This window comes from Noviherbaspirillum massiliense JC206 (genome assembly GCF_000312045.1).
In the GTDB taxonomy this organism is placed as follows: Bacteria; Pseudomonadota; Gammaproteobacteria; order Burkholderiales; family Burkholderiaceae_D; genus Noviherbaspirillum; species Noviherbaspirillum massiliense.
Genome location: NZ_HE978635.1, coordinates 183,821 through 202,808 on the forward strand (window position 1 = coordinate 183,821; position 18,988 = coordinate 202,808).

Consider the following 18,988-nt stretch of genomic DNA (forward strand, 5'->3'; position numbering starts at 1 on the left):
CCCGGTCAGCTCTGTTTCCTACGCGTTGCGTGGCAACGAGATTTCAAACGTCGTTCCTTGTTCCTCTGTTGAGGTCATGCTCACGCTTCCACCGTGGGCTTCCACGAAGCGCTTGACGATGTACAGGCCCAGGCCGAGGCCGACGGATTGCTCTTCCTGCGAACCGGTTTGGAACGGTTCGAAAATCCGGGCGAGCGCCTCGGCTGCCATGCTTCCGCGATTGCGGATGCGAATGAGGACATGGCTGCCACGCGAACCATCCATGGCGATCCGGATCGGTCCTTCCGGATCGCCATGCTGCAACGCATTTCCTACCAGATTCGCAAGTACCTGGCCTATGCGGTCGACGTCGAACATGCCCTGCATGTCGCCCTGGCATTCCATGCGGATGCGGTCGGTGTGCGCGAATTCCTCGATGATGCGCCGCCCGACTTCTTCATAGCTGGCTGGCTGCAGCTCCAGCCTCAGCTTGCCGCTGCGCAGCCGCGTCACATCGAGCAGCTGGCTGACCATCTTTTCCATCCGCAGGCTGCTTGAGCGGATGCGCTCCGCTGCGGCGTTCACCTTCGGATCGGCGGACAGCTGCAGAATCAGTTCAGCGCCGTTCATCACCGCCGACAGGGGCGTGCGCAAGTCGTGGCCGAGTACGGCCATGAACATTTCATTGACCTGCAGTGCCTGGCGCAGCTCTTCGAGCTGGTGCGAGATCTGCTTTCTTTGCGCGTACAGTTCGACGAACACCTCCACCTTGCTGCGCAAGATGGCAGAATCGATCGGCTTGTACAGGAAATCGACGGCACCTGCCTGGTACCCCTGGAAACTGCGCTGAGGCTCTCCCGTGGCAGCGGTCAGGAAGATCAGTGGGATGGACCGTGTCCGGCTATTGCCACGGATGAGTTCCGCAAGCTCGAATCCATCCATCTGCGGCATCTGCACATCGATCAGTGCCAGCGCAACCTCTTGCACCAGCAGGATCTCGAGCGCTTGCTCGCCGGAGGAAGCTTTCAATATGTTCAGCCCGGGGCGGGCAAGCAGGGCTTCCGTGGCCAACAGGTTTTGTTCAATATCGTCGACCACAAGCACATTGATACTTGGAGGCATGGCTGTCTGTCTCTAATTATTTCTATCGATCTGATGATTGCTGGCGCTGCGTGTCATGCGCGACAGCCGCAAGGCCATGTCCTTCAAGGGCAGAACCAGGTCCGCACCCGCCTGCGCAATTGCCGCAGCAGGCATGGCCCGGGCCTGCGCTTCCGCCGGGTCCTGTACCCAGGCCAGGCCTCCCTCTGTGCGAACGGCTTCCAGCCCGGCTGCGCCATCCATGTTGGCGCCGGTCAGGATGATGCCGAGCAGGCGGTCGCGGTAGGCATAGGCTGCGGATTCGAACAGCACATCGATGGATGGCCGCGAAAAGAGCACGGCTTCTTCCCGGGACAGCGAAAGCAACTTCTCCCGTTCCACCAGCAGGTGGTAGTCGGGCACTGCGAAGTATACCGTGCCGGGCTCGATCGCTTCCTTGTCTTCCGCTTCCTTCACCGGCAATGCACAGCGGCGGCCGAGCAGCTGCGGCAGCATGCCGGGTCCGTCGGGTGCAAGATGGATCACGGCGCAGACCGCCGGCGCGAAATCGGCCGGCAAGGCCTGCAGCAGCATGGTGAGCGCCTCCACGCCGCCTGCCGATGCGCCGATGACCACTGCCTCGATCTGCCTGCTGCTGTCCATGTCCACCTCGCCTTTTCAAATGCGCTGGTAAATCCGCTGCCGCGCCGGGATTTCGGAAAAACGATGGGCATGGGCAGAAAAGCGCAGGCTCTCCTTCGGACCGATGCCGAGGAAGCCGCGATGGACCAGCGCATCGTGGAACAGTCCGATCGCCCGGTCCTGCAAGGCGCGGTCGAAGTAGATCAGCACATTGCGGCATGACACCAGGTGGACTTCCGAAAATACGCTGTCGGTTGCAAGGCTATGGTCTGCAAACACGATCTGGCGCTTCAGCTGCTGGTTGAAGATGGCACTGTTGTAGGCGGCGCTGTAGTAATCCGACAGCGACGCCGTGCCGCCGGCCTGCCGGTAGTTTTGGCTGAACTGGGCGATCCGGTCCAGCTCGTAAATGCCGGCCTCGGCCGTGCGCAGGGCTTCCGGGTTGATATCGGTCGCATAAATGATGCTGCGTTCGAGCAGCTCTTCCTCTTGCAGCAGGATCGCCAGCGACCAGACTTCCTCCCCGTTGCTGCAGCCGGCCACCCAGATCTTCAGCGACGGATAAGTGCGCAGGACCGGAACCACATGCTCGCGCAGCGCCTTGAAATAGGCCGGGTCGCGGAACATTTCACTGACCTGCACGGTGAAAAAGCGCAGCATCTGCGGGAACACGGCGGGGTCATGCAGGACCTTGTCCTGAAGTTGCGACAAGGTCCTGCACTCGAACCGGACCATTGCCTGCTGCATGCGGCGCCTGAGCGAAGCGAGCGCGTAATGCCGGAAATCGTGCTGGTACTTGAGGTACACGGCTTCCAGCAAGAGCTTCAGTTCGATGTCGAAATCGGCGTTCATGGCAGCGCCTGCGCCTTACTTCGGCATCCAGACCCGGCACAGCGATACCAGCTGGTCCACATCGATCGGCTTGGCGATGTAATCGTTGGCGCCCGCTTCAAGGCAGTTCCGGCGGTCGTCAGCCATCGCCTTCGCCGTCAGCGCGATGATCGGAAGACGGGCGAGTTGCGGCTGCTTGCGGATTTCCCGCATGGCTGTCAGGCCATCCATTTCCGGCATCATCAAGTCCATGAGGACCAGGTCGATGGCCGGATTTCTTTCCAGGAGTTCGAGCGCTTCCCTGCCGTTGCGTGCAATTTCCAGCGTCGCGCCCAGCGGCTCGAAAACGCTGGTCAGGGCGAAGATGTTGCGCACATCGTCTTCCACCAGCAGGATCTTCCTGTACTCGAACACTGCGTCACGCTGGCGCGCCTGCAGCAGCAGCTTCTGCTGGTCGGCAGGCAGGGATGCCTCGACCCGGTGCAGGAACAGGCTGACCTCGTCGAGCAGGCGTTCCGGCGACTTGGCGCCCTTGATGATGATGGACTGGGAATAGCGGCGCAATCTCTGCTCTTCGTCCCGCGTCAGGGCGCGGCCGGTGTAGACGATGACCGGCGGGAAGGAGTATTTGCCGCCCTGTGCCATGCGCTCGAGAATGTCATGGCCGGAGGCGTCCGGCAGCATCAGGTCCATGACCATGCAGTCGAAGGTGTTTTCGGACACCTGGTCGAGCGCTTCGGCGGCAGTGGCCGCGGTAACGATTTCGACGTCGTCGGCGGCCAGCATCCGTGCCAGGCTTTCGCGCAGGGTCGCATTGTCTTCAACGATCAGAATGCGGCGCAGCCCGTTCTGCAATTTGCGCTCCAGCTTGCGGATCGCATCGGTCAGTTCTTCCCGTGCCACCGGCTTCAGTGCATAGCCGACCGCGCCCATTTCGAGCGCCGTTTGCCGGTAATCGTTGACGGAAATCATGTGGACCGGGATGTGGCGGGTCGCCGGGTCGCGCTTGATGCGCTCCAGCACGCTCAATCCGGAATGATCGGGCAGGCCGACGTCGAGCAGGATGGCGTCGGGCACATATTCCTGCGCCAGCCGCAGCGCCTCGCCGGCAGAGGGTGCATGAATGCAGTCGAAACGCATCTCGTGCGCGAGTTCATACAGGACGGACGCGAATTTTTCATCGTCTTCGACCATCAGGATCAGCCGCCCGTGCCGCCGCTGCTCCCGATCATCCTTGATTGCCGCTGGCGCGGGCTCGTTCTGCTGCGGCTTGATGCGGGCCTGCGTCACGCTGGCTTGGCGCGCATTCTTTGTCCGGTCTTCGTCCTTGCGAGTCGTACCGGCAGCCGGGCTCTGGCCGGGCGCCTCGCCATCCGCAGGCGCGGCAGCGAGATGCACTGGAATCTCGAGCGTGAAGGTGCTGCCCTGACCAAGACTGCTTTCCACGGAGATTTCGCCGCCGAGGAGTCGGGCCAGTTCGCGGGAGATCGACAGGCCCAGGCCAGTGCCGCCATAGGCCCGGCTGGTGCTGCCGTCAGCCTGCCGGAAGGCTTCGAAGATCACCTGCTGCTGATGTTCGGCGATACCGATGCCCGTGTCGCGCACGGAGAAGCGCACCCGTCCTCCGGTCGCGTCCACCCGCAGCGTGACTTCGCCCTCTTCGGTGAACTTGAAGGCATTCGACAGCAGGTTGCGCAAGACCTGCTGCAGGCGCTGGCTGTCGGTGACCAGGAAGGCCGGCACGTCTTCGCCGGCTTCCAGGATGAAGGCCACGCCCTTCTGTCGGGATACCGGTTCGAAGGTCTGGCGCAACTGGTCCAGAATCGTGGCGACTTCCGCGGGCTCCGGCTTGAGCTCGACGTGTCCGGCTTCGATCTTGGACAGGTCGAGGATATCGTTGATCAGAGCAAGCAAATCCTGGTTGGAGGCATGGATGGTGCGTGCATAGTTCACCTGCTCTTCCGTCAGCGTACCCTGCTTGTTTTCGGCCAGCATGTGGGAAAGGATCAGCGAGCTGTTGAGCGGCGTGCGCAATTCATGCGACATGTTGGCCAGGAATTCCGACTTGTAGCGGCTCGCCTTCTCCAGCTCGATTGCATTGTTTTCGAGCGTCTGCTGGACGAACAGCAGCTCGCGCTTCTGCTTTTCAAGGAGCCGGGTGCGTTCTTCCAGCTGGATATTGGTCTGCTCCAGTTCGCTCTGCTGTGTCTCGAGCTGGGCTTGCGACTCCTGCAGGGCACGGCTCTGTTCCTGCAATTCCTCGTTCGCTACCCGCAGTTCTTCCTGCTGGCTTTGCAGCTCTTCGCTCTGGCGCTGGGTCTTTTCCAGCAGTGCCCTGAGGTTTTCCCGGTATAGCGCCGAACGCAGGGCCATCCCGATCTTTTCTGCGACCAGGCGCAGGAGCTGAAGCTCAACGTCGAGGTCCCGGGAACGGCGCACAAAGCCGAGTTCGACCACGCCGAACACGCGGTCGTCGGCTGTGATGGGGGCAATGAGTACATGAGCCGGGCTGGCTGCGCCGACCGCCGAGTTCACGCGCAGATACGCTTCCGGAAGCTCGCTCACGACCATCGGGCTTCCATGCCGGGCCACCTCTCCCGCCAGACCCTGGCCGAGCTTGATTTCGGGTATGTCGGGCAGGGCTGAATCGGTCGCATAGGCTGCGGCCGGCACGAGAGTGCCGCCGTCGAGGCGGTACAGCAGGCCGACCTGCGCATTCACATACTTTGCGAGTGCATGGAGGATGTTATCGGCGACTTCGTGGACCCCCAGCTCGCCCATCAGGCTGCGCGAGATTTCCACCCGGCCTTGTTCCAGCCAAAGCTGGCGCCGCATTTGCTCGCGCTCGCCAATGAAGCGTTGCACCAGGTACGCGACGGCGAACACGGCGCCCATGCCGAGCACGCGGTTGATGAACGCGACGTCAGCTGCTATCCCGGGGGCCGAGACGAGGAATCCGATGGCGGTCAGGAGGATTTGCGCGCCGGCGACGAGCAGCGGCAGATAGCGGTGTGACTGAAATATGCAGAGAAAGACCGGGACCAGGTAAAAAATCCATTCGGCGACGCCGAGGCGGGTGTACAGGTCGACCAGAAAGACCAGGAGGCTGGTGCCCGCCACGAGGAGGTAGACGGGCGTATTGGATTGGCTCTTGAATAGCATGACGACACAAGCAAAAAGAAAAAGCCGGCCGGGCAATCATGCCGTGGCCGGACACGGGAAACTTCCGAACCGTTCTTAAGGTCGCGTACCCTGCGATGCCCTGAATTCCGTCAATACCTCGTGCATTTGCGCGAACTTGACTGGCTTGATGAACACCCGGTTGAACCCGGCATTCAAGGCACGCTCATGCATGGCCGGGTCTTCGTGGCCGGTGACAGCCACCAGCCAGGTGCCCGCCAGGTCCTTGTGCGCGCGGATGGCGCGGGCCACATCGAAGCCGGTTTTCTCGCCGGGCAGGCTGATGTCGCAAAAGATGATATCGGGAGCGGTTTTTTCCGCCAGCTCCAGGCCGGAACGGCCGCTCCAGGCGACTTCCGCCGTGCAGCCCATCGCCTGCACCAGATTGCGGAACAGCAAGGCCAGATCCCGATTGTCCTCGATGATCAGGATGCGCACATCGGGAGCGCGTTTTTCCTGTTGACTGCTATTGTTGTTGTTCATGATCCCTGGCGGTTGTTAGTTCAACGGCTGCTGACAATGGCGAAGCGTGCTGGACAACCCTGCCGGGACAGGTACGCTGCAAAGTTTTTTAAATTGCTGAGCAAGAAAAACATTAGTGTACCTTTTCGCGCTACCGGTTGCCCATTTTTACTATAAAAGGCTTCCGGGATCCGATCATGAGCAGGCGCAAGACTTGCCCGCTGAATGAGCATCCCCTGTCCTTGGAGCAGGCTCGGCGGAGATAGATGCGCCCCCGTCCCATTGCGCTACAATGCATTGCAGGCCTTCCGGCGGCTATTTGTTCCCTCAAGCAAGAATCGAATTGCCCAACTCAGGCATGCCCCATGAACTCTTCCATTGATTTCAAGGCGATTTTCACGGCGTCTCCCAACGGATGCGTGCTGCTGACGCCCGACCTGACGGTACTTGAAGTCAACGAGTCCGGTTTGCGTGTCCTGGGCAAGTCGCGTGACGCGGTGTTGCAGCGCAATGTCAGGGACTTGTTGGTTGACATACTGCCGGATGCGGCCAATGGCCTGGCGATCGAGCTGAGCGCTTCCTATGCCCGGGTGCTGTCGAATAATCATCCGGAGGTGGCATGGCTGCCGCAGGCCGGCTCCCCCGGGCGGTACTGGAAATTGACGCATACGCCGATTTTCGACCCCGACGGGCAGCTTTCCCTGGTAGCCACCTATCTGACGGATGTGCATGCGCCGGCGGAAGGTCAGGCTGCGCCTGGCCTGGCCTTCGGAGCGGAAAACAGCCTCGCTTCAGACGGGATGCCGGCAGCCGGGGAAGGGAAGCCATCGCCGCAGGAAGGCAAGGCACAGACCACCTCGCGCGTTCTGTTTGTCGAAGACAATGAAGACTTGCGCGAATCGACTTCCCAATTGCTCGAAGGCCTGGGCCATGGCGTCACGGCGGTGGCGAATGCGGAAAAGGCCCTGGTCTGCCTCGAAACCGAACGCTTCGACGTGCTGCTGACCGACCTCAGCCTGCCCAAGATGACGGGCGCGGAACTGGCGCGCGAAGCCGCCCGGCGTTATCCGGACATGCGCATCATCATCACCTCCGGCTATGGCCGTGCCATGGCCAATGTGCGCGGCTTCGAAGCAGTGCTCTTGCCCAAGCCTTACCGTCTCGCGGACCTGAAGCGCGCGCTTTCGGGTCAGTGAAGCGTGGCCGGCCGCGCGGGATATAAAGTCTTTTGCTGGCGCAGCATCTGCGCAAAGGTGGCTGGCGGCACCGGACGGCTGAAGTAATAGCCCTGGATTTCATCGCAGCCATTCTGTTCCAGGAAGGCCAGCTGTTCATGCGATTCCACGCCTTCCGCAATCACATGCAGCTTCAGGCTGTGGGCAAGCGAAATGATCGATGACACGATGGTTTCGTCATCCGGATCGGACGTGATGTCCTGGACGAAGGATTTGTCGATCTTGAGTACGTCGATCGGGAAGCGCTTGAGGTAGGACAGGCTCGAATAGCCGGTGCCGAAATCGTCGATGGATATCTGGATGCCGTGCGCCTTCAGATTGCGCAGCACGTCGAGCGAGCGTTCGACGCCGGTCATCACCAGGCTTTCCGTCAATTCCACCTCCAGAAAGTGCGGCGACAAACCGGTCTCCTGAAGGATCTGGTTGACCGAATCGACGAGATCGGGCTGCGCGAACTGGCGTGCCGACAGATTGACCGCCACCCGCAATTGCGCCAGCCCCGCATCCTGCCATGCCTTGTTCTGCCGGCAGGCTTCATGCATCACCCAGGCCCCGATTTGCACGATGAGGCCGGTTTCTTCCGCAAGTGTAATGAATTCCCCCGGCGGCACGATGCCAAGCTGAGGGTGCTTCCAATGCACCAGGGCTTCCATGCCGACGATATTGCCGGTCTTCAGGTCGACCTGGGGCTGGTAATGCAAGCCGAATTCGCCGCGTTCCACCGCACCGCGCAAGGCCATCTCCATCTGCAGCCGCGCCAGTGCCCGTTCATTCATCGCCGCATGGTAGAACTGGTAATTGTTGCGCCCGTGCTCCTTGGCGCTGTACATCGCGATGTCGGCATATTCGATCAGCTTCTCCGCGTCTTCGCCGTTGTCCGGATAGACGGCGATGCCGATGCTGCAGGTGAGGGTGAATTCATGTCCGTCGATGGAGGCCGGGTGTGCGATGGCTTGCACCAGGCGGTCGACCATGGCGGCAGATACCGTGCTGTCATCCGCTTCCCGCATGAGCACGGCAAACTCGTCCCCGCCGAGGCGGGCGACGGTATCCGATTCCCGCACCGCATGGATGAGGCGTTCGGCCACGGTATTGATGAGGCGGTCGCCGGCCTTGCGGCCAAGGCTGTCGTTGACGATCTTGAAGCGGTCGAGATCGATGAACGCCACCCATACTTTTTGTCCGGGATGGTCCCGCGCCTGCGCAATCGCTTCTTCCAGGCGCTGGCGCAAAAGCGCGCGGTTGGCCAGGCCGGTGAGGGAATCGTAATTCGCATGGAGCTCGAGCTCCGCCTGGTAGCGCTTCATTTCCGATACATCATGCTGGGCCAGCACGAAATGCGTGACAGCGCCGGTTTCATCCCGCAGCGGCGATGCGGAGATGCTGTACCAGGCGGGACTGCCATTCCTGCGCTCGCTGCGCACGACTGCATTACCCCCGCGCTTGTCATTGATCAGCGCCTGCAAACCTTTGTCCGCTTTCCGGCCGCCTACCGACGGATACAGGGACCAGATACTGCGACCGATGACTTCCGAAGCAGCGTGGCCGGTGACATGCTCGAATGCAGGATTGACGCTTTCTATCGTGCAATCAGGCATGTTTGCCCTGATGATGATGATGGGCATCGGGCTGTCTTCATCAGCCTGACGCCGCAATTCCAGTGCACGGTTGGCCTGCTCCAGATCTCCGATGCGCCGGTTGGCCTTCTGCAGCTGAAGCCGATGGCGTCGCACATAAAACAGGAGCGGAGCGATGCATAGTAAAAGTAATGCAATGCCTGCCAGAATAAGCCATATCGATTGATGGTTCATGAAAACGTTTTAGAGGCGGCTGATTTTTCTGCGCCTTCTCTTTGGGTTGGTGCGACATGCCTGGGCTTTTGACCGCAAGGACGCACGGCTTAGAGATTCTTTTCGGAACATGGTTTCCTGTCCCAGACCCTCTTTTCAGGGGAAGAACCGGCGTTCCATACTTTGTGGCAATAACCGGTGCCGGTAATGGCGCGGTTGAAGTGCACTCAGAGGTGAAAGCCGGACAAATGATCCCGGGCTATCAATCTATATGGCGGCGAATTGCGGATCACAAGGCGAAAAGCCTTCTTTCCGGCACGCAGACCTGCCAGACAGCTTATGATGTCGCCATTTCCCGCACTTTGTTTCTTACGCCATGAAGCTTCATTTTCCCGTGAATGAAAACACTGAATCCAGGCCGGGTGTCCAGCTTGCATCCTACGTGCTGGTGCTGGTCGCCTTGTTTCTTGTCTTGCAGAAAGGCTTGCTGATTGCGCTGTTCGCCGGAATGCTGGTGTATTCGCTGGTGCATTCCCTGACGCCGGTGTTGGGAAAGACCATCAGTGGAAAGCGGGCGAAAATGGTTGCGGTCGTCGCACTCAGCTTCCTGATCATTGCCGTGCTGTCCGCGGGCATTTGGGGACTGGTTGTATTTTTTCAGAGCGAAGCGGGAAATCCCGGAGCACTGCTGGACAAGATGGCGGGAATCATCGATGCCTCGCGCGACCAGTTGCCGGTGTGGATCCGCGAGCGCTTGCCGGCCGGCGCCGAAGCCTTGCGGGAAATGATTGCCCGATGGCTACATGAGCATGCAGTGGAAGCCAGAACCTTAGGGGAGGAGGCAGGGAGAGGAGTCGCTCGCTTGTTGATCGGAATGATCATCGGTGCCATGGTGGCATTGCATGATACTGCCGATATTCACAGCCCCCGGCCGCTGGCACGTGCCCTGGGCGCGCGCGTTACCAACCTGAATGATGCATTTGGCCGTATCGTGTTTGCACAGGTGCGCATTTCCGCAGCGAATACCATATTTACCGGAATCTATATTTTCATTGTGCTTCCACTGCTCGGCATCCACCTGCCGCTGTCCAAAACACTGGTGATCATTACCTTCATTGCCGGCTTGCTGCCCATCATCGGCAACCTGATTTCGAACACCGTACTGGTGGTGGTAGCCCTGTCTCACTCGCTGCAGGTGGCGCTCGCTTCGCTGCTTTTCCTGGTGGTCATCCACAAGCTCGAATATTTTCTGAATGCCCGGATCATCGGCTCCCACATCAATGCCCGCGCCTGGGAATTGCTGATTGCAATGCTCGCGATGGAGGCTGTGTTCGGCTTGCCGGGCGTGGTTGCTGCGCCCGTGTTCTATGCCTATGTGAAAAAGGAATTGTCGGACCAGGAATTGATCTGATCGTAGCCGGTGCGTTTTCAATGAGAGGCTGCAACATCGATTGACAGTGCGCAAGGCATAGCCCGGCAAAAGTCCCAACAATGGGAACTATTCATATCTTGCAGGCAGGAGTGCATCATGAAGCCGGTCACGCCGATTCCCGACTTTGACATGCTGGTGGCATTGCATCAGCAGGACCCGGAAGCCTTTGAAGCGTTTCGCCGGCATTTGCTGAGAGATGCCGTCGACGCCGCCCCGCCGGAGCATCGCGAGCGCCTGCAGCAGCTGCTGACACATATTGATTCTGTCCGCGATGCCGCTGCCACGCCGCTCGAAGCAATGGTGGCGGCATTTCGCATGATGCAGGATTCGTTGGGGGACTTGCGTTTCCAATGGCAGCGGGCCCATGAAGCCCTTGCCGGATTCCAGACTTCTTTATTGATTGCGAGCCTGCGCAGATAAGCCGGCCAGCAAGGTCATCCCACGACAGCCCGCACCAGGCGCACTGCCGGGGCGACGAGTTCCTGCAACTGGCTTACCCGCCCGCGTTCGATGGCTTGCAGTACCAGTTCATTGATTCCACCTACGACTGCCATCGCCATTTCCGGCGCCAGGGGGGTGACGTTCTTGTCCGGACTTCTTTCGGCGACATTGACGACCTGCAGCATGAATGCAGCGATTTCCTCATTGACACGTCGCCGCGCCGCCAAGCCTTCCGGGCCCAGCCCAAGGATTTCGATAAACAGGGTGCGCATCAGCACCGGATTCTGCGCCAGACAGCCGAAATAAGCGGCCATCGCCTTTTCCACCTGTGCCTGCCAGTCGTGGGCGGGATCGATTGCCGCGCGCAACACATTCAGGGAGTTGAAGCTGGCGGCCTCATACAAGGCGATGAAGCATTCTGCCTTGGTGGCGAAATGCTCGTAAAAGGTCCGGCGCGAGACGCCGGCTGCGCGCACGATATCGGCAATCGTGGTGTCGCTATAGCCCTTGTCCGCAACGGCGTGCGCCATGCCTTCCAGCAAGCGATGCCGGTGTTCGCTCGAAGCGGCGTCGAGGATGCGATGTTCTTGCGCCATATTCATTGAAGCGTGGATTGGTACTTGACAGTACCACACATGCGGGACAAGATTAAGTCTTGGTACTGCTTCGTACCGTGTTCTTCGCTATGGAGAATTCTCATGGCCACTCTTGCGGTCCGCCGACTGCTGATTGATCTTGAAACGCCGTTTGCACGTCACTGGCATGGGGGCGATGCCTTCCGCTCCGCACTCTTCAACGCTCTGTCGATGAGTTTCCCGGTCGGCGAGCAATTCTTCATCGATTCGGTGCGCAAAGGCTTTCAAGATTTGCCGGCAGAGAAGCAGGAACAGTTCAAGGCCGAAGTGCAGGGGTTCATCGGGCAGGAAGCGACCCATCGCCGCATCCACAGCCTGTTCAACGGGCATCTGGAGAAGCAGGGACTGGTCAATGAATGGGCGCCGCGCGCGCAGGCCCGCATGAAGCTGATGGAAGGCATTGATGCACGTCATTGGCTTGCGATTACCGCCGCCAATGAACATTTCACCGCGATCTTCGCCGAATGGCAGCTGCGGCATCACGACTTGCTGGATGGCTGTGAACCGCGCCTGAAAACCATGTGGCTCTGGCACAGCGCGGAGGAATCCGAACACAAGAGCACCGCCTTCGACCTGTACCACGCGCTGGGCGGGGATTACGAGTGGCGCATCAAGTGGTTCCGCCGCGCTACCCTGATCTTCCTGACCAATTTGCTGCGCCAGACCGTCTGCAATCTCCGCCACGACGGCATGCTCTGGAAATGGAGTACCTGGAAGAGCGCCGCGAGCTATCTGCTTGGCCGGCGCGGGCTGATCCGCGAAAACTTCAAGTCGTGGTGCGCCTATTTCCGGCGCGATTTCCATCCGAGCCAGCAGGAAAGCGATCTTTCCCGGCGCTGGCTGGCCGACAATATGCGCGAATATTCCCTGGTCGGGACCTGAATATCCCCTCGCACACCGATTCCCTATCCTGAATCAGTCCAGCTCCTGAGCTTCCCGGTTGTGGCTGTCTGGGTCCGCTGCCCCATCTGATCCATAATCCCGCTATTTCGGCGCCTGGCCGAAGCCTCTGCAACGAAGCATGCACTGGTTTGCCCGGCATGCCACATGGCACTGCAAAGTTATGGGCCAGTTGCGCCAACTTTGTTACTATTTGGAAAAAATCATAATATTTTCATACGGGAGACATTGCCTGTAGCTTTGCGCGGATGAAAAGCGCTCCAGCTGCCGTTCCTGCTGCATGAGCCCTTCCGCCGCCTGCTGCTTACTGCCGTTTCAGTCCGGATTCTGCATGGGCCAGAGCCGGACCGGCGTTTCCCCGCATGGAGTGAAGACAGAGCCGACGCTACCTTGACCAGCCTGGAGAGGCAAGGCAGCGCGACGGCGTGAAGCAGTGTCCGGACCGGATTCAGGCTCGGGCTTGATTGGAAAGGCTGCGATCGCAATGCTCAAATCGATCATCTTCGGACAGGATGCAAAGCAGGCATTGCGCGTGCAACGGCTCCTGCTTGCCGCCAGCACCTATTTTTTCTGTTCCCTGTTTGCCGCCTATTCCATCTGGAGCGGCCTGCTGAGCAACGTGGATCTGCGCTCCCTGCTTGCCTGCGCACTGCTGATCAATCTGGTTTTTTATTGCCTCATCCGTTTCAATGTCAATCTCCGGGCCCGCGATCCCAGCCTGACCATTCCTCAACTCATCGCCGCGACCTTCTTCAATACCTACCTCGTCTATTACGCGGGCAGCGCGCGCGGCGCCTACATCATGGGTTACCTCCTGATCCTGGTATTTGCCATGTTCAGGCTGCGCCCGCAGCAGGTCCTGCTGATCGGCTCACTGACCGTCGCCATGTACGGCATCATCATCGGTGTCGAGTTCGCTGCTGTCCGGGACCACGCCAATCTCGCTCTCGAATTCGGCCAATGGCTGGTGCTGTGCTTCGTCTATCCCTGGTTTGCCTGGATTGCCCGCCATATCATGAGCGGCCGCCGCGAACTCCAGGAGAGCAATGAAAGGCTTGCCGCGGCGCTGCGCGAAAATGAAGCCGCGTTCAAGATCATCCAGGAACAGGCTGCGCATGATGAATTGACCGGGCTCTTCAACCGCCGCTACATGGTAGAGGCACTGCGGCAGGAACACGGCCGGGCCGAGCGCACGCGCGAGCCGTTCTGCGTCCTGATCATCGATATCGACCACTTCAAGAACATCAATGACAGCATCGGTCATCTGGCCGGCGACAACGTCCTGGTCGCGGTCACCCGCACCATCGCCGCGCAATTGCGCACCGCGGACAGGCTGAGCCGGTATGGCGGCGAGGAATTTCTTCTGCTGATGCCCTCGACCACCCTGTCCGAAGCCAGATTCGGCGCGGAGCGGATCCGCGCCTGCGTGGAAGAAAACCGGGTTGCCGAGGCCGACGCCATGATCCGGGTGACGGTTTCCATCGGAGTTGCCGAATTCCGGCCCGGCATGTCGATCGATATGCTGCTCTCCAATGCCGACCGCGCGCTTTACCGCGCCAAGAACAATGGCCGCAACCGGGTGGAATATTGGGAAGACGGCGTGCCCGCTGCCTCAGTCGTACAGTATGGATAAAGAATGAACATGAACTGGATCATTGCAGGCTTCGCCGTATTGCTGGTGCTGGCCTCCGGCTTCGCTGCCGGCTATCGCAAGTGGAAGTGGCGTGCCCGCGGCCAGCGCGAAGCGCGGATCGCGCATCAGAGCTACCGGCTCGCCACCGAAATGGCGAACGAAGGATTTTATGTGCTCAGCCCGGTCGTTTCTACCGCTGGCGCAGTGACCGACTGGACCGTCACCGATTGCAACGAGCAGGGCGCCGCCTATCTCGGACTGCAGAAGCATGAGGTCATCGGAAGTAATTTTTCCCGTTTCTGCTCTGCGGCATCCTTTGCCAACCTGCTGCACATCTGCGCGCGGGCAGTGGAGGACGGTTATTACGAAGACCAGCATGAGGAAGAGGCGGATTCGCCGTTCAGGATCAGGTGGGTGCATCGGCAACTGATCGCGACGAAGTCGGGCCTGGCCATCGCGCTGCGTGACATTTCGGGCGAAAAATATCATGCGCTCGAAATGTCCCGGCTGGTTAACGAAGACGCGATTACGACCCTGCCCAATCGGAAATGGCTCACCGATGCTTTTCCGAAGATGCTCGAAGATGCCCGGCAAAAGGCGGCATTGCTGTTCATCGATCTCGACGACTTCAAGAACGTCAATGAGGCGCTCGGTCACCCGGTCGGGGACCTGCTGCTGCGCGCTACCGCAATGCGCTTCAAATCCGTGATAGGCAGCCAGGACCAGGTAGTCAGGCTGGGCGGGGACGAATTTGCCATCGTCCTGACTGCAATGAACAACAATGGCGAAGCGGTGCGCGTGGCGGAACTGGTGAATGAAATCCTGCGCTTCCCGCTCGAACTGGTGAAGGGGAAGAAAACCATCACGGCGTCGATCGGCATCAGCATCTTCCCCGATGACGGCAAGGACACCGACACCTTGCTGAAATGCGCTGAAATCGCCATGTACGCGGCGAAAGACAGCGGCAAGGCGCAACACCGCTTCTACAATTCGTCGCTCTATGAAAGACTCAAGGGCCGCCTGATGCTGGAGCATCAGCTCGCGGACGCGATCGAGAAAGACCAGTTCATCCTCCACTACGAGCCGCGCATGGATGTGGCAAGCGGCAAGCTGAGCGGAATGGAAGCACTGGTACGCTGGCAGCACCCCGAGCGCGGCCTTGTGATGCCGCTGGAATTCATTCCGCTGGCGGAATCGACTGGCCTGATCCTCAGACTGGGCGACCTGATCATCGACAAGGCATGCTCGCAGCTTGCGCTCTGGAGAAAGGCCGGACTGCCTGTCGTGCCGGTGTCGATCAACATTTCGGCCCACCAGTTCAATTCAGGCAATCTGAGCCAGACCTTCTTCGCTGCATTCGACAAGTACAAGATCAATCCGCAAACGGTCGAGATCGAACTGACCGAATCGACGATGCTGGGTGACCAGAGCTCGACCGAGAAAGAGTTGGCTGCGCTGAGGACGATCGGGGTCAAATTGCTGATCGACGATTTCGGCACCGGATATTCGTCGCTGGCACAGCTGCAGCGCCTGAAAATGGATATTCTGAAAGTGGACCGTGCCTTCCTGAGCCAGCTTGAAAAGACTGCCGAGGGCAAGATCTTCGTCAGCGCGATCATCTCGATGGCGCACGCGCTCGGGATGCGGGTCATTGCGGAAGGCGTGGAAACGAGAGCGCAGCTCGACATCCTGCGATCGCTTTCCTGTGATGAAGTACAGGGCTACTACTTGTCGAAACCGCTGCCGCCGGAGGCAATGGCACGGCTGCTGGCAGACCGCGAGTCGGGGCTGCGGAATGCCTTGCCGTCCGACGCTGCCGCGCTTCAGGTTTGAAATACTTCGCAGGGATATGCTGTTTTTTTGCTGTAGCAAGCGCAAAATAATTGTAGACTCTCCAATGCACTGGTATTTGGCTTAGACGGATCGCGAACCCCTTGATGAACAGACAAGAACTTCTTCTCGCCGCGAGAGCTGAATGCCTCAGACTGTTTGCACTATTGCTTCCCGATCTGCCCAAACGCTGTGCCGACAAGTTGTTTTCCATGGCGGAGCAATCCAGGGATTATGCAGAACAGCGCATCTTCCTGGATGCGTACGGAGCACTCGTCAAGCGCAAGGCCGATCTGGCCAGGCAACTGGAAGCCGGCCTGTCAGAACTGACCAGCAGGGCGCTTCACACCGTATACAAGAATGAGCGCCGGGCCCTGATCGGTGCCATCTCCGCCGATTCCCTGTCCCTGGTGGATTCCTCGATCATCGAGGATGAGCTGAAGCTGGGGAGACTGACGAGCCGCTTCCATGCCAAGTCGGGTGCGCAGATACGCGAGCTGAACCTGCGCGTTGCAACACTGTTCGAACAGAACAATGTCGTCGAGAGGGAAAATCCTTTCCGCCCTTACCTGTTCTCCCGTGCCATCTCGACCGCCGTCGATGACATAGGCTTGTCCCCGGATGCAGCCAAGGCGGCTTCCGGGGAACTGACCAACGAACTGCTTGACGGCGTGGACGGCATTTACAGGGCCTTGAATGCCTTGTTCGAAAAAAACGGCGTGACGAACAAGCTGCGGATGCAGCCCAAGCCCCTGCGGGAGCAATTTTCAGCATTCGCAAAGGATATTTTCGGCGAGTCCGGCCGTTCCGATACGGCCAAAGCCGAAACAAGGGGGGCGGCTGGCACGATCCGCAAGCCCGAAGGCCAGACGGACGGAGCGCGTAGTGAATCCCGGCTCAGGAAAGTGGAGCAGCTTTTGCGCATGGTGCGCCGAAAGGCCGTGCCTGCTGCGCCCGGGGTGTCGGAGGACATCGCGGGCAATCCATCCCGTATAGCCCCGCCGGCAGCAGCCGGCTGGTTTCCTTCAGTCCCCTCCGGCACTGTTCCAATGCCCGGCGAAGCGACGGATCCGGCTATGGGGCTGGCATCGTCCCTCGGTCATGAAGGCAGGATGGTGCCGGACCCCGATGGCACCGGATTTGCGCCGAATGCGGCTTACCCCGCGCTTTTCACAGCGGGCATTATGCAACCGGGCGGACAAGCCGGCGGCGCTTCGCCTGAGGCGACTTCGGGCCTGAAATATTCCGTCCTGCGCGACGGCATAGCCCATGCGGCCAGCGATCCTGCTTCCGGCCTGCCGATGCTGGATGCCAGCCTGTTGGAAGGCTGGGCTTCTGGCCCCCAAATTGTGGGCGACACCTTGAAGCAGTTCCTGGGCGGTGTTAGTTCGGATACCGCTTCTGGGCCTGCCACAGGAGACGGCGCGCTGCCCCAGGCGCCGAAAGCGCCGGTCGACCTGAGCGAAAGCTCGGTCTATCACGTCCTGAAAGAAAGAAACATCAACAAGCTGGATGATGTGCTGGGCGATGACGGCGAAGTCCGCAACCTGATTTTCGAAAGCCGACAGACGCTGATCAGCAAGGCGAAAGACATCAATGAAATGATGACCATTGATGTCGTGGGCATGATTTTCGAGTTCATCCTGCGCGACCCCCAGGTTCCGGCGGAGGTGCGTGCCCAGCTCGGCCGGCTCCAGCTGCTTCTGCTGAAGATGGCGCTGCTCGACGCGCGACTGCTGACCCAGCAGGGCCATCCTGCACGCAAGCTGATCAACCGCATCGGCACCATTTCCCAAGGGGCCAGGGAACACGATCCGTTCAGCGGCCGGCTGACCGCGGAAATCCACCGGATCGTCGAAGCCCTGCTATCCGATGATGCGCAAGACAACAGCGCGCTCGCTGCCAGGCTGCTCGAGGAATTCGAAGCCTTTGTCGCCCACGAACTGAGATTCGGCAATGCCAGCGTCGAGCGCGCCGTCGAGGTGGTGGAAGAGGCCGAAAAGCGGACCGCGTATGTGGCGCAACTGCGGGCCAGGCTGAGGGACGCCTTCACGGTGGTGAAAACCGAGCCCTACCTGCAAAAGCTGATTGAAGACTGGTGGCTGCTGGCAATCGAAAAAGCCGAGCATGCCGGTCCCCAGCTTGCCCTTCGCTATCGGCAGGTCGTGCCCGAGCTCGTGTGGAGCATCCTCGACAAGCGTACCGACCGCGACCGCTCCCAGTTGCTGTCGCTGCTGCCGAACCTGCTGCGCGACCTGAAGGCTGGCCTCGACCTGGTGAACTGCAGCGCAAAGCAGGAATTCCTCAGCTGGCTGATCGACAACCACACCCGGGCCATCAAGGCCGTGGGCATCCGTTCGGAACTCCTGTCCCTGCAATGGGTGCAGGATGGGTTCAAGGACTTTACCGGGCAGCCCGTGTCCCGAGATGCCGTCATCCCCGATGAAGAGCTCGGTGACGTGGAATTCCATCGAAGAGTGCTGAATGATGCGATCGAAGACCTGAGGGTGCAGCTGAACCTGAGCGGCCCTATCCTGGACTTCGGCCACGAGCTGCTGGGCCGGGACGGTGACGAGGCCGACGCTGCAGAATCGGAAGGCGCCGAAGCCCCGGATGCGGAACAGGTGCTCGGGCGTCTGAGCGTGGGCGTGCCGATCGAAATCAACCTGGATGGCACATCGCGCTATGCGACGCTCAACTGGATGAGCGTGCATGCCAAACACATGGTCCTCAGCTTCGAAGGAAGCAGCACGCCCACCATGATCACTGTGCGCCTGTTCCGCAGGCTGCTCGCCAATGGGCGGGCCCGCTTCATGGAAGCTGCGCCCTTGTTCGAAAGGGCGGTCACGGCACTGCTCGAAACTGCGGACCAAGTGGACGAAATTTTTGAATAGCGCCGACGGCCGGAGCGGCCGGTT

Annotated in this window: 14 protein-coding genes; 7 read left to right on the top strand and 7 right to left on the bottom strand. The window is 60.0% G+C overall.

Features of this window, described 5'->3' with window-relative positions; all coding sequences use genetic code 11:
- Nucleotides 1-18: 18 nt before the first annotated feature.
- The 5 genes from HGHM_RS16350 to HGHM_RS16370 all read right to left on the bottom strand — a co-directional run bounded on the left by HGHM_RS16350 (nucleotide 19) and on the right by HGHM_RS16370 (nucleotide 6,195).
- Nucleotides 19-1,101: a hybrid sensor histidine kinase/response regulator gene (locus tag HGHM_RS16350; RefSeq protein ID WP_019142633.1), complete on the bottom strand. Its 1,083-nt coding sequence runs from the start codon at nucleotides 1,099-1,101 to the stop codon at nucleotides 19-21.
- Nucleotides 1,102-1,113: 12 nt separating this feature from the next.
- Complete coding sequence (locus tag HGHM_RS16355) at nucleotides 1,114-1,722, bottom strand: chemotaxis protein CheB (protein WP_019142634.1); 609 nt, start codon at nucleotides 1,720-1,722, stop codon at nucleotides 1,114-1,116.
- A 15-nt stretch (nucleotides 1,723-1,737) separates the two neighbouring features.
- Complete coding sequence (locus HGHM_RS23505; protein WP_019142635.1) at nucleotides 1,738-2,553, bottom strand: CheR family methyltransferase; 816 nt, start codon at nucleotides 2,551-2,553, stop codon at nucleotides 1,738-1,740.
- Nucleotides 2,554-2,568: 15 nt separating this feature from the next.
- Nucleotides 2,569-5,694: a response regulator gene (locus HGHM_RS16365; RefSeq protein WP_019142636.1), complete on the bottom strand. Its 3,126-nt coding sequence runs from the start codon at nucleotides 5,692-5,694 to the stop codon at nucleotides 2,569-2,571.
- 75 nt (nucleotides 5,695-5,769) lie between these two features.
- Nucleotides 5,770-6,195, bottom strand: a complete 426-nt coding sequence (locus HGHM_RS16370) for a response regulator (RefSeq protein WP_019142637.1) — start codon at nucleotides 6,193-6,195, stop codon at nucleotides 5,770-5,772.
- 344 nt (nucleotides 6,196-6,539) lie between these two features.
- Here HGHM_RS16370 and HGHM_RS16375 point away from each other — a divergent pair, with 344 nt between their 5' ends.
- Nucleotides 6,540-7,370 carry a response regulator gene (locus HGHM_RS16375; RefSeq protein ID WP_019142638.1) on the top strand — a complete coding sequence of 277 codons (831 nt, stop codon included), beginning with the start codon at nucleotides 6,540-6,542 and terminating at the stop codon, nucleotides 7,368-7,370.
- On the opposite strand, the gene HGHM_RS16380 is transcribed toward HGHM_RS16375, so the two are convergent.
- Entirely contained in the window at nucleotides 7,364-9,220 is a 1,857-nt protein-coding gene (locus HGHM_RS16380; protein ID WP_019142639.1) for a putative bifunctional diguanylate cyclase/phosphodiesterase, read from the bottom strand. The genes HGHM_RS16375 and HGHM_RS16380 overlap by 7 nt on opposite strands.
- A gap of 373 nt (nucleotides 9,221-9,593) precedes the next feature.
- On the opposite strand from HGHM_RS16380, the gene HGHM_RS16385 reads away from it, so the two are divergent.
- Complete coding sequence (locus HGHM_RS16385) at nucleotides 9,594-10,610, top strand: AI-2E family transporter (protein WP_026076111.1); 1,017 nt, start codon at nucleotides 9,594-9,596, stop codon at nucleotides 10,608-10,610.
- A gap of 117 nt (nucleotides 10,611-10,727) precedes the next feature.
- Nucleotides 10,728-11,051, top strand: a complete 324-nt coding sequence (locus HGHM_RS21630) for a DUF3135 domain-containing protein (protein WP_019142641.1) — start codon at nucleotides 10,728-10,730, stop codon at nucleotides 11,049-11,051.
- A gap of 14 nt (nucleotides 11,052-11,065) precedes the next feature.
- On the opposite strand, the gene HGHM_RS16395 is transcribed toward HGHM_RS21630, so the two are convergent.
- On the bottom strand, nucleotides 11,066-11,674 hold the full coding sequence (locus HGHM_RS16395; RefSeq protein WP_026076112.1) for a TetR/AcrR family transcriptional regulator: 609 nt from the start codon (nucleotides 11,672-11,674) through the stop codon (nucleotides 11,066-11,068).
- A gap of 96 nt (nucleotides 11,675-11,770) precedes the next feature.
- On the opposite strand from HGHM_RS16395, the gene HGHM_RS16400 reads away from it, so the two are divergent.
- The 4 genes from HGHM_RS16400 (at nucleotide 11,771) to HGHM_RS16415 (ending at nucleotide 18,964) form a co-directional block, all read left to right on the top strand.
- Nucleotides 11,771-12,589, top strand: coding sequence for a metal-dependent hydrolase (locus HGHM_RS16400; RefSeq protein WP_019142643.1), 819 nt, complete (start codon nucleotides 11,771-11,773; stop codon nucleotides 12,587-12,589).
- 502 nt (nucleotides 12,590-13,091) lie between these two features.
- Complete coding sequence (locus tag HGHM_RS21635) at nucleotides 13,092-14,240, top strand: GGDEF domain-containing protein (RefSeq protein ID WP_019142644.1); 1,149 nt, start codon at nucleotides 13,092-13,094, stop codon at nucleotides 14,238-14,240.
- A 3-nt stretch (nucleotides 14,241-14,243) separates the two neighbouring features.
- A complete protein-coding gene (locus HGHM_RS21640) occupies nucleotides 14,244-16,073 on the top strand; it encodes a putative bifunctional diguanylate cyclase/phosphodiesterase (RefSeq protein WP_019142645.1) in 1,830 nt (609 codons plus the stop codon).
- A 104-nt stretch (nucleotides 16,074-16,177) separates the two neighbouring features.
- Nucleotides 16,178-18,964, top strand: coding sequence for a DUF1631 family protein (locus HGHM_RS16415; protein ID WP_075111754.1), 2,787 nt, complete (start codon nucleotides 16,178-16,180; stop codon nucleotides 18,962-18,964).
- The last annotated feature ends 24 nt before the right edge of the window (nucleotides 18,965-18,988 follow it).

Bases quoted from the DNA above. Each gene is read 5' to 3' on its own strand.
- HGHM_RS21640 (WP_019142645.1), top strand. From the start codon at position 14,244: ATGAACATGAACTGGATCATTGCAGGCTTCGCCGTATTGCTGGTGCTG.
- HGHM_RS16365 (WP_019142636.1), bottom strand. From the start codon at position 5,694: ATGCTATTCAAGAGCCAATCCAATACGCCCGTCTACCTCCTCGTGGCG.
- HGHM_RS23505 (WP_019142635.1), bottom strand. From the start codon at position 2,553: ATGAACGCCGATTTCGACATCGAACTGAAGCTCTTGCTGGAAGCCGTG.
- HGHM_RS16380 (WP_019142639.1), bottom strand. From the start codon at position 9,220: ATGAACCATCAATCGATATGGCTTATTCTGGCAGGCATTGCATTACTT.
- HGHM_RS16350 (WP_019142633.1), bottom strand. From the start codon at position 1,101: ATGCCTCCAAGTATCAATGTGCTTGTGGTCGACGATATTGAACAAAAC.
- HGHM_RS16415 (WP_075111754.1), top strand. From the start codon at position 16,178: ATGAACAGACAAGAACTTCTTCTCGCCGCGAGAGCTGAATGCCTCAGA.
- HGHM_RS21630 (WP_019142641.1), top strand. From the start codon at position 10,728: ATGAAGCCGGTCACGCCGATTCCCGACTTTGACATGCTGGTGGCATTG.
- HGHM_RS16370 (WP_019142637.1), bottom strand. From the start codon at position 6,195: ATGAACAACAACAATAGCAGTCAACAGGAAAAACGCGCTCCCGATGTG.
- HGHM_RS16355 (WP_019142634.1), bottom strand. From the start codon at position 1,722: ATGGACAGCAGCAGGCAGATCGAGGCAGTGGTCATCGGCGCATCGGCA.
- HGHM_RS16375 (WP_019142638.1), top strand. From the start codon at position 6,540: ATGAACTCTTCCATTGATTTCAAGGCGATTTTCACGGCGTCTCCCAAC.
- HGHM_RS16395 (WP_026076112.1), bottom strand. From the start codon at position 11,674: ATGAATATGGCGCAAGAACATCGCATCCTCGACGCCGCTTCGAGCGAA.
- HGHM_RS16400 (WP_019142643.1), top strand. From the start codon at position 11,771: ATGGCCACTCTTGCGGTCCGCCGACTGCTGATTGATCTTGAAACGCCG.
- HGHM_RS21635 (WP_019142644.1), top strand. From the start codon at position 13,092: ATGCTCAAATCGATCATCTTCGGACAGGATGCAAAGCAGGCATTGCGC.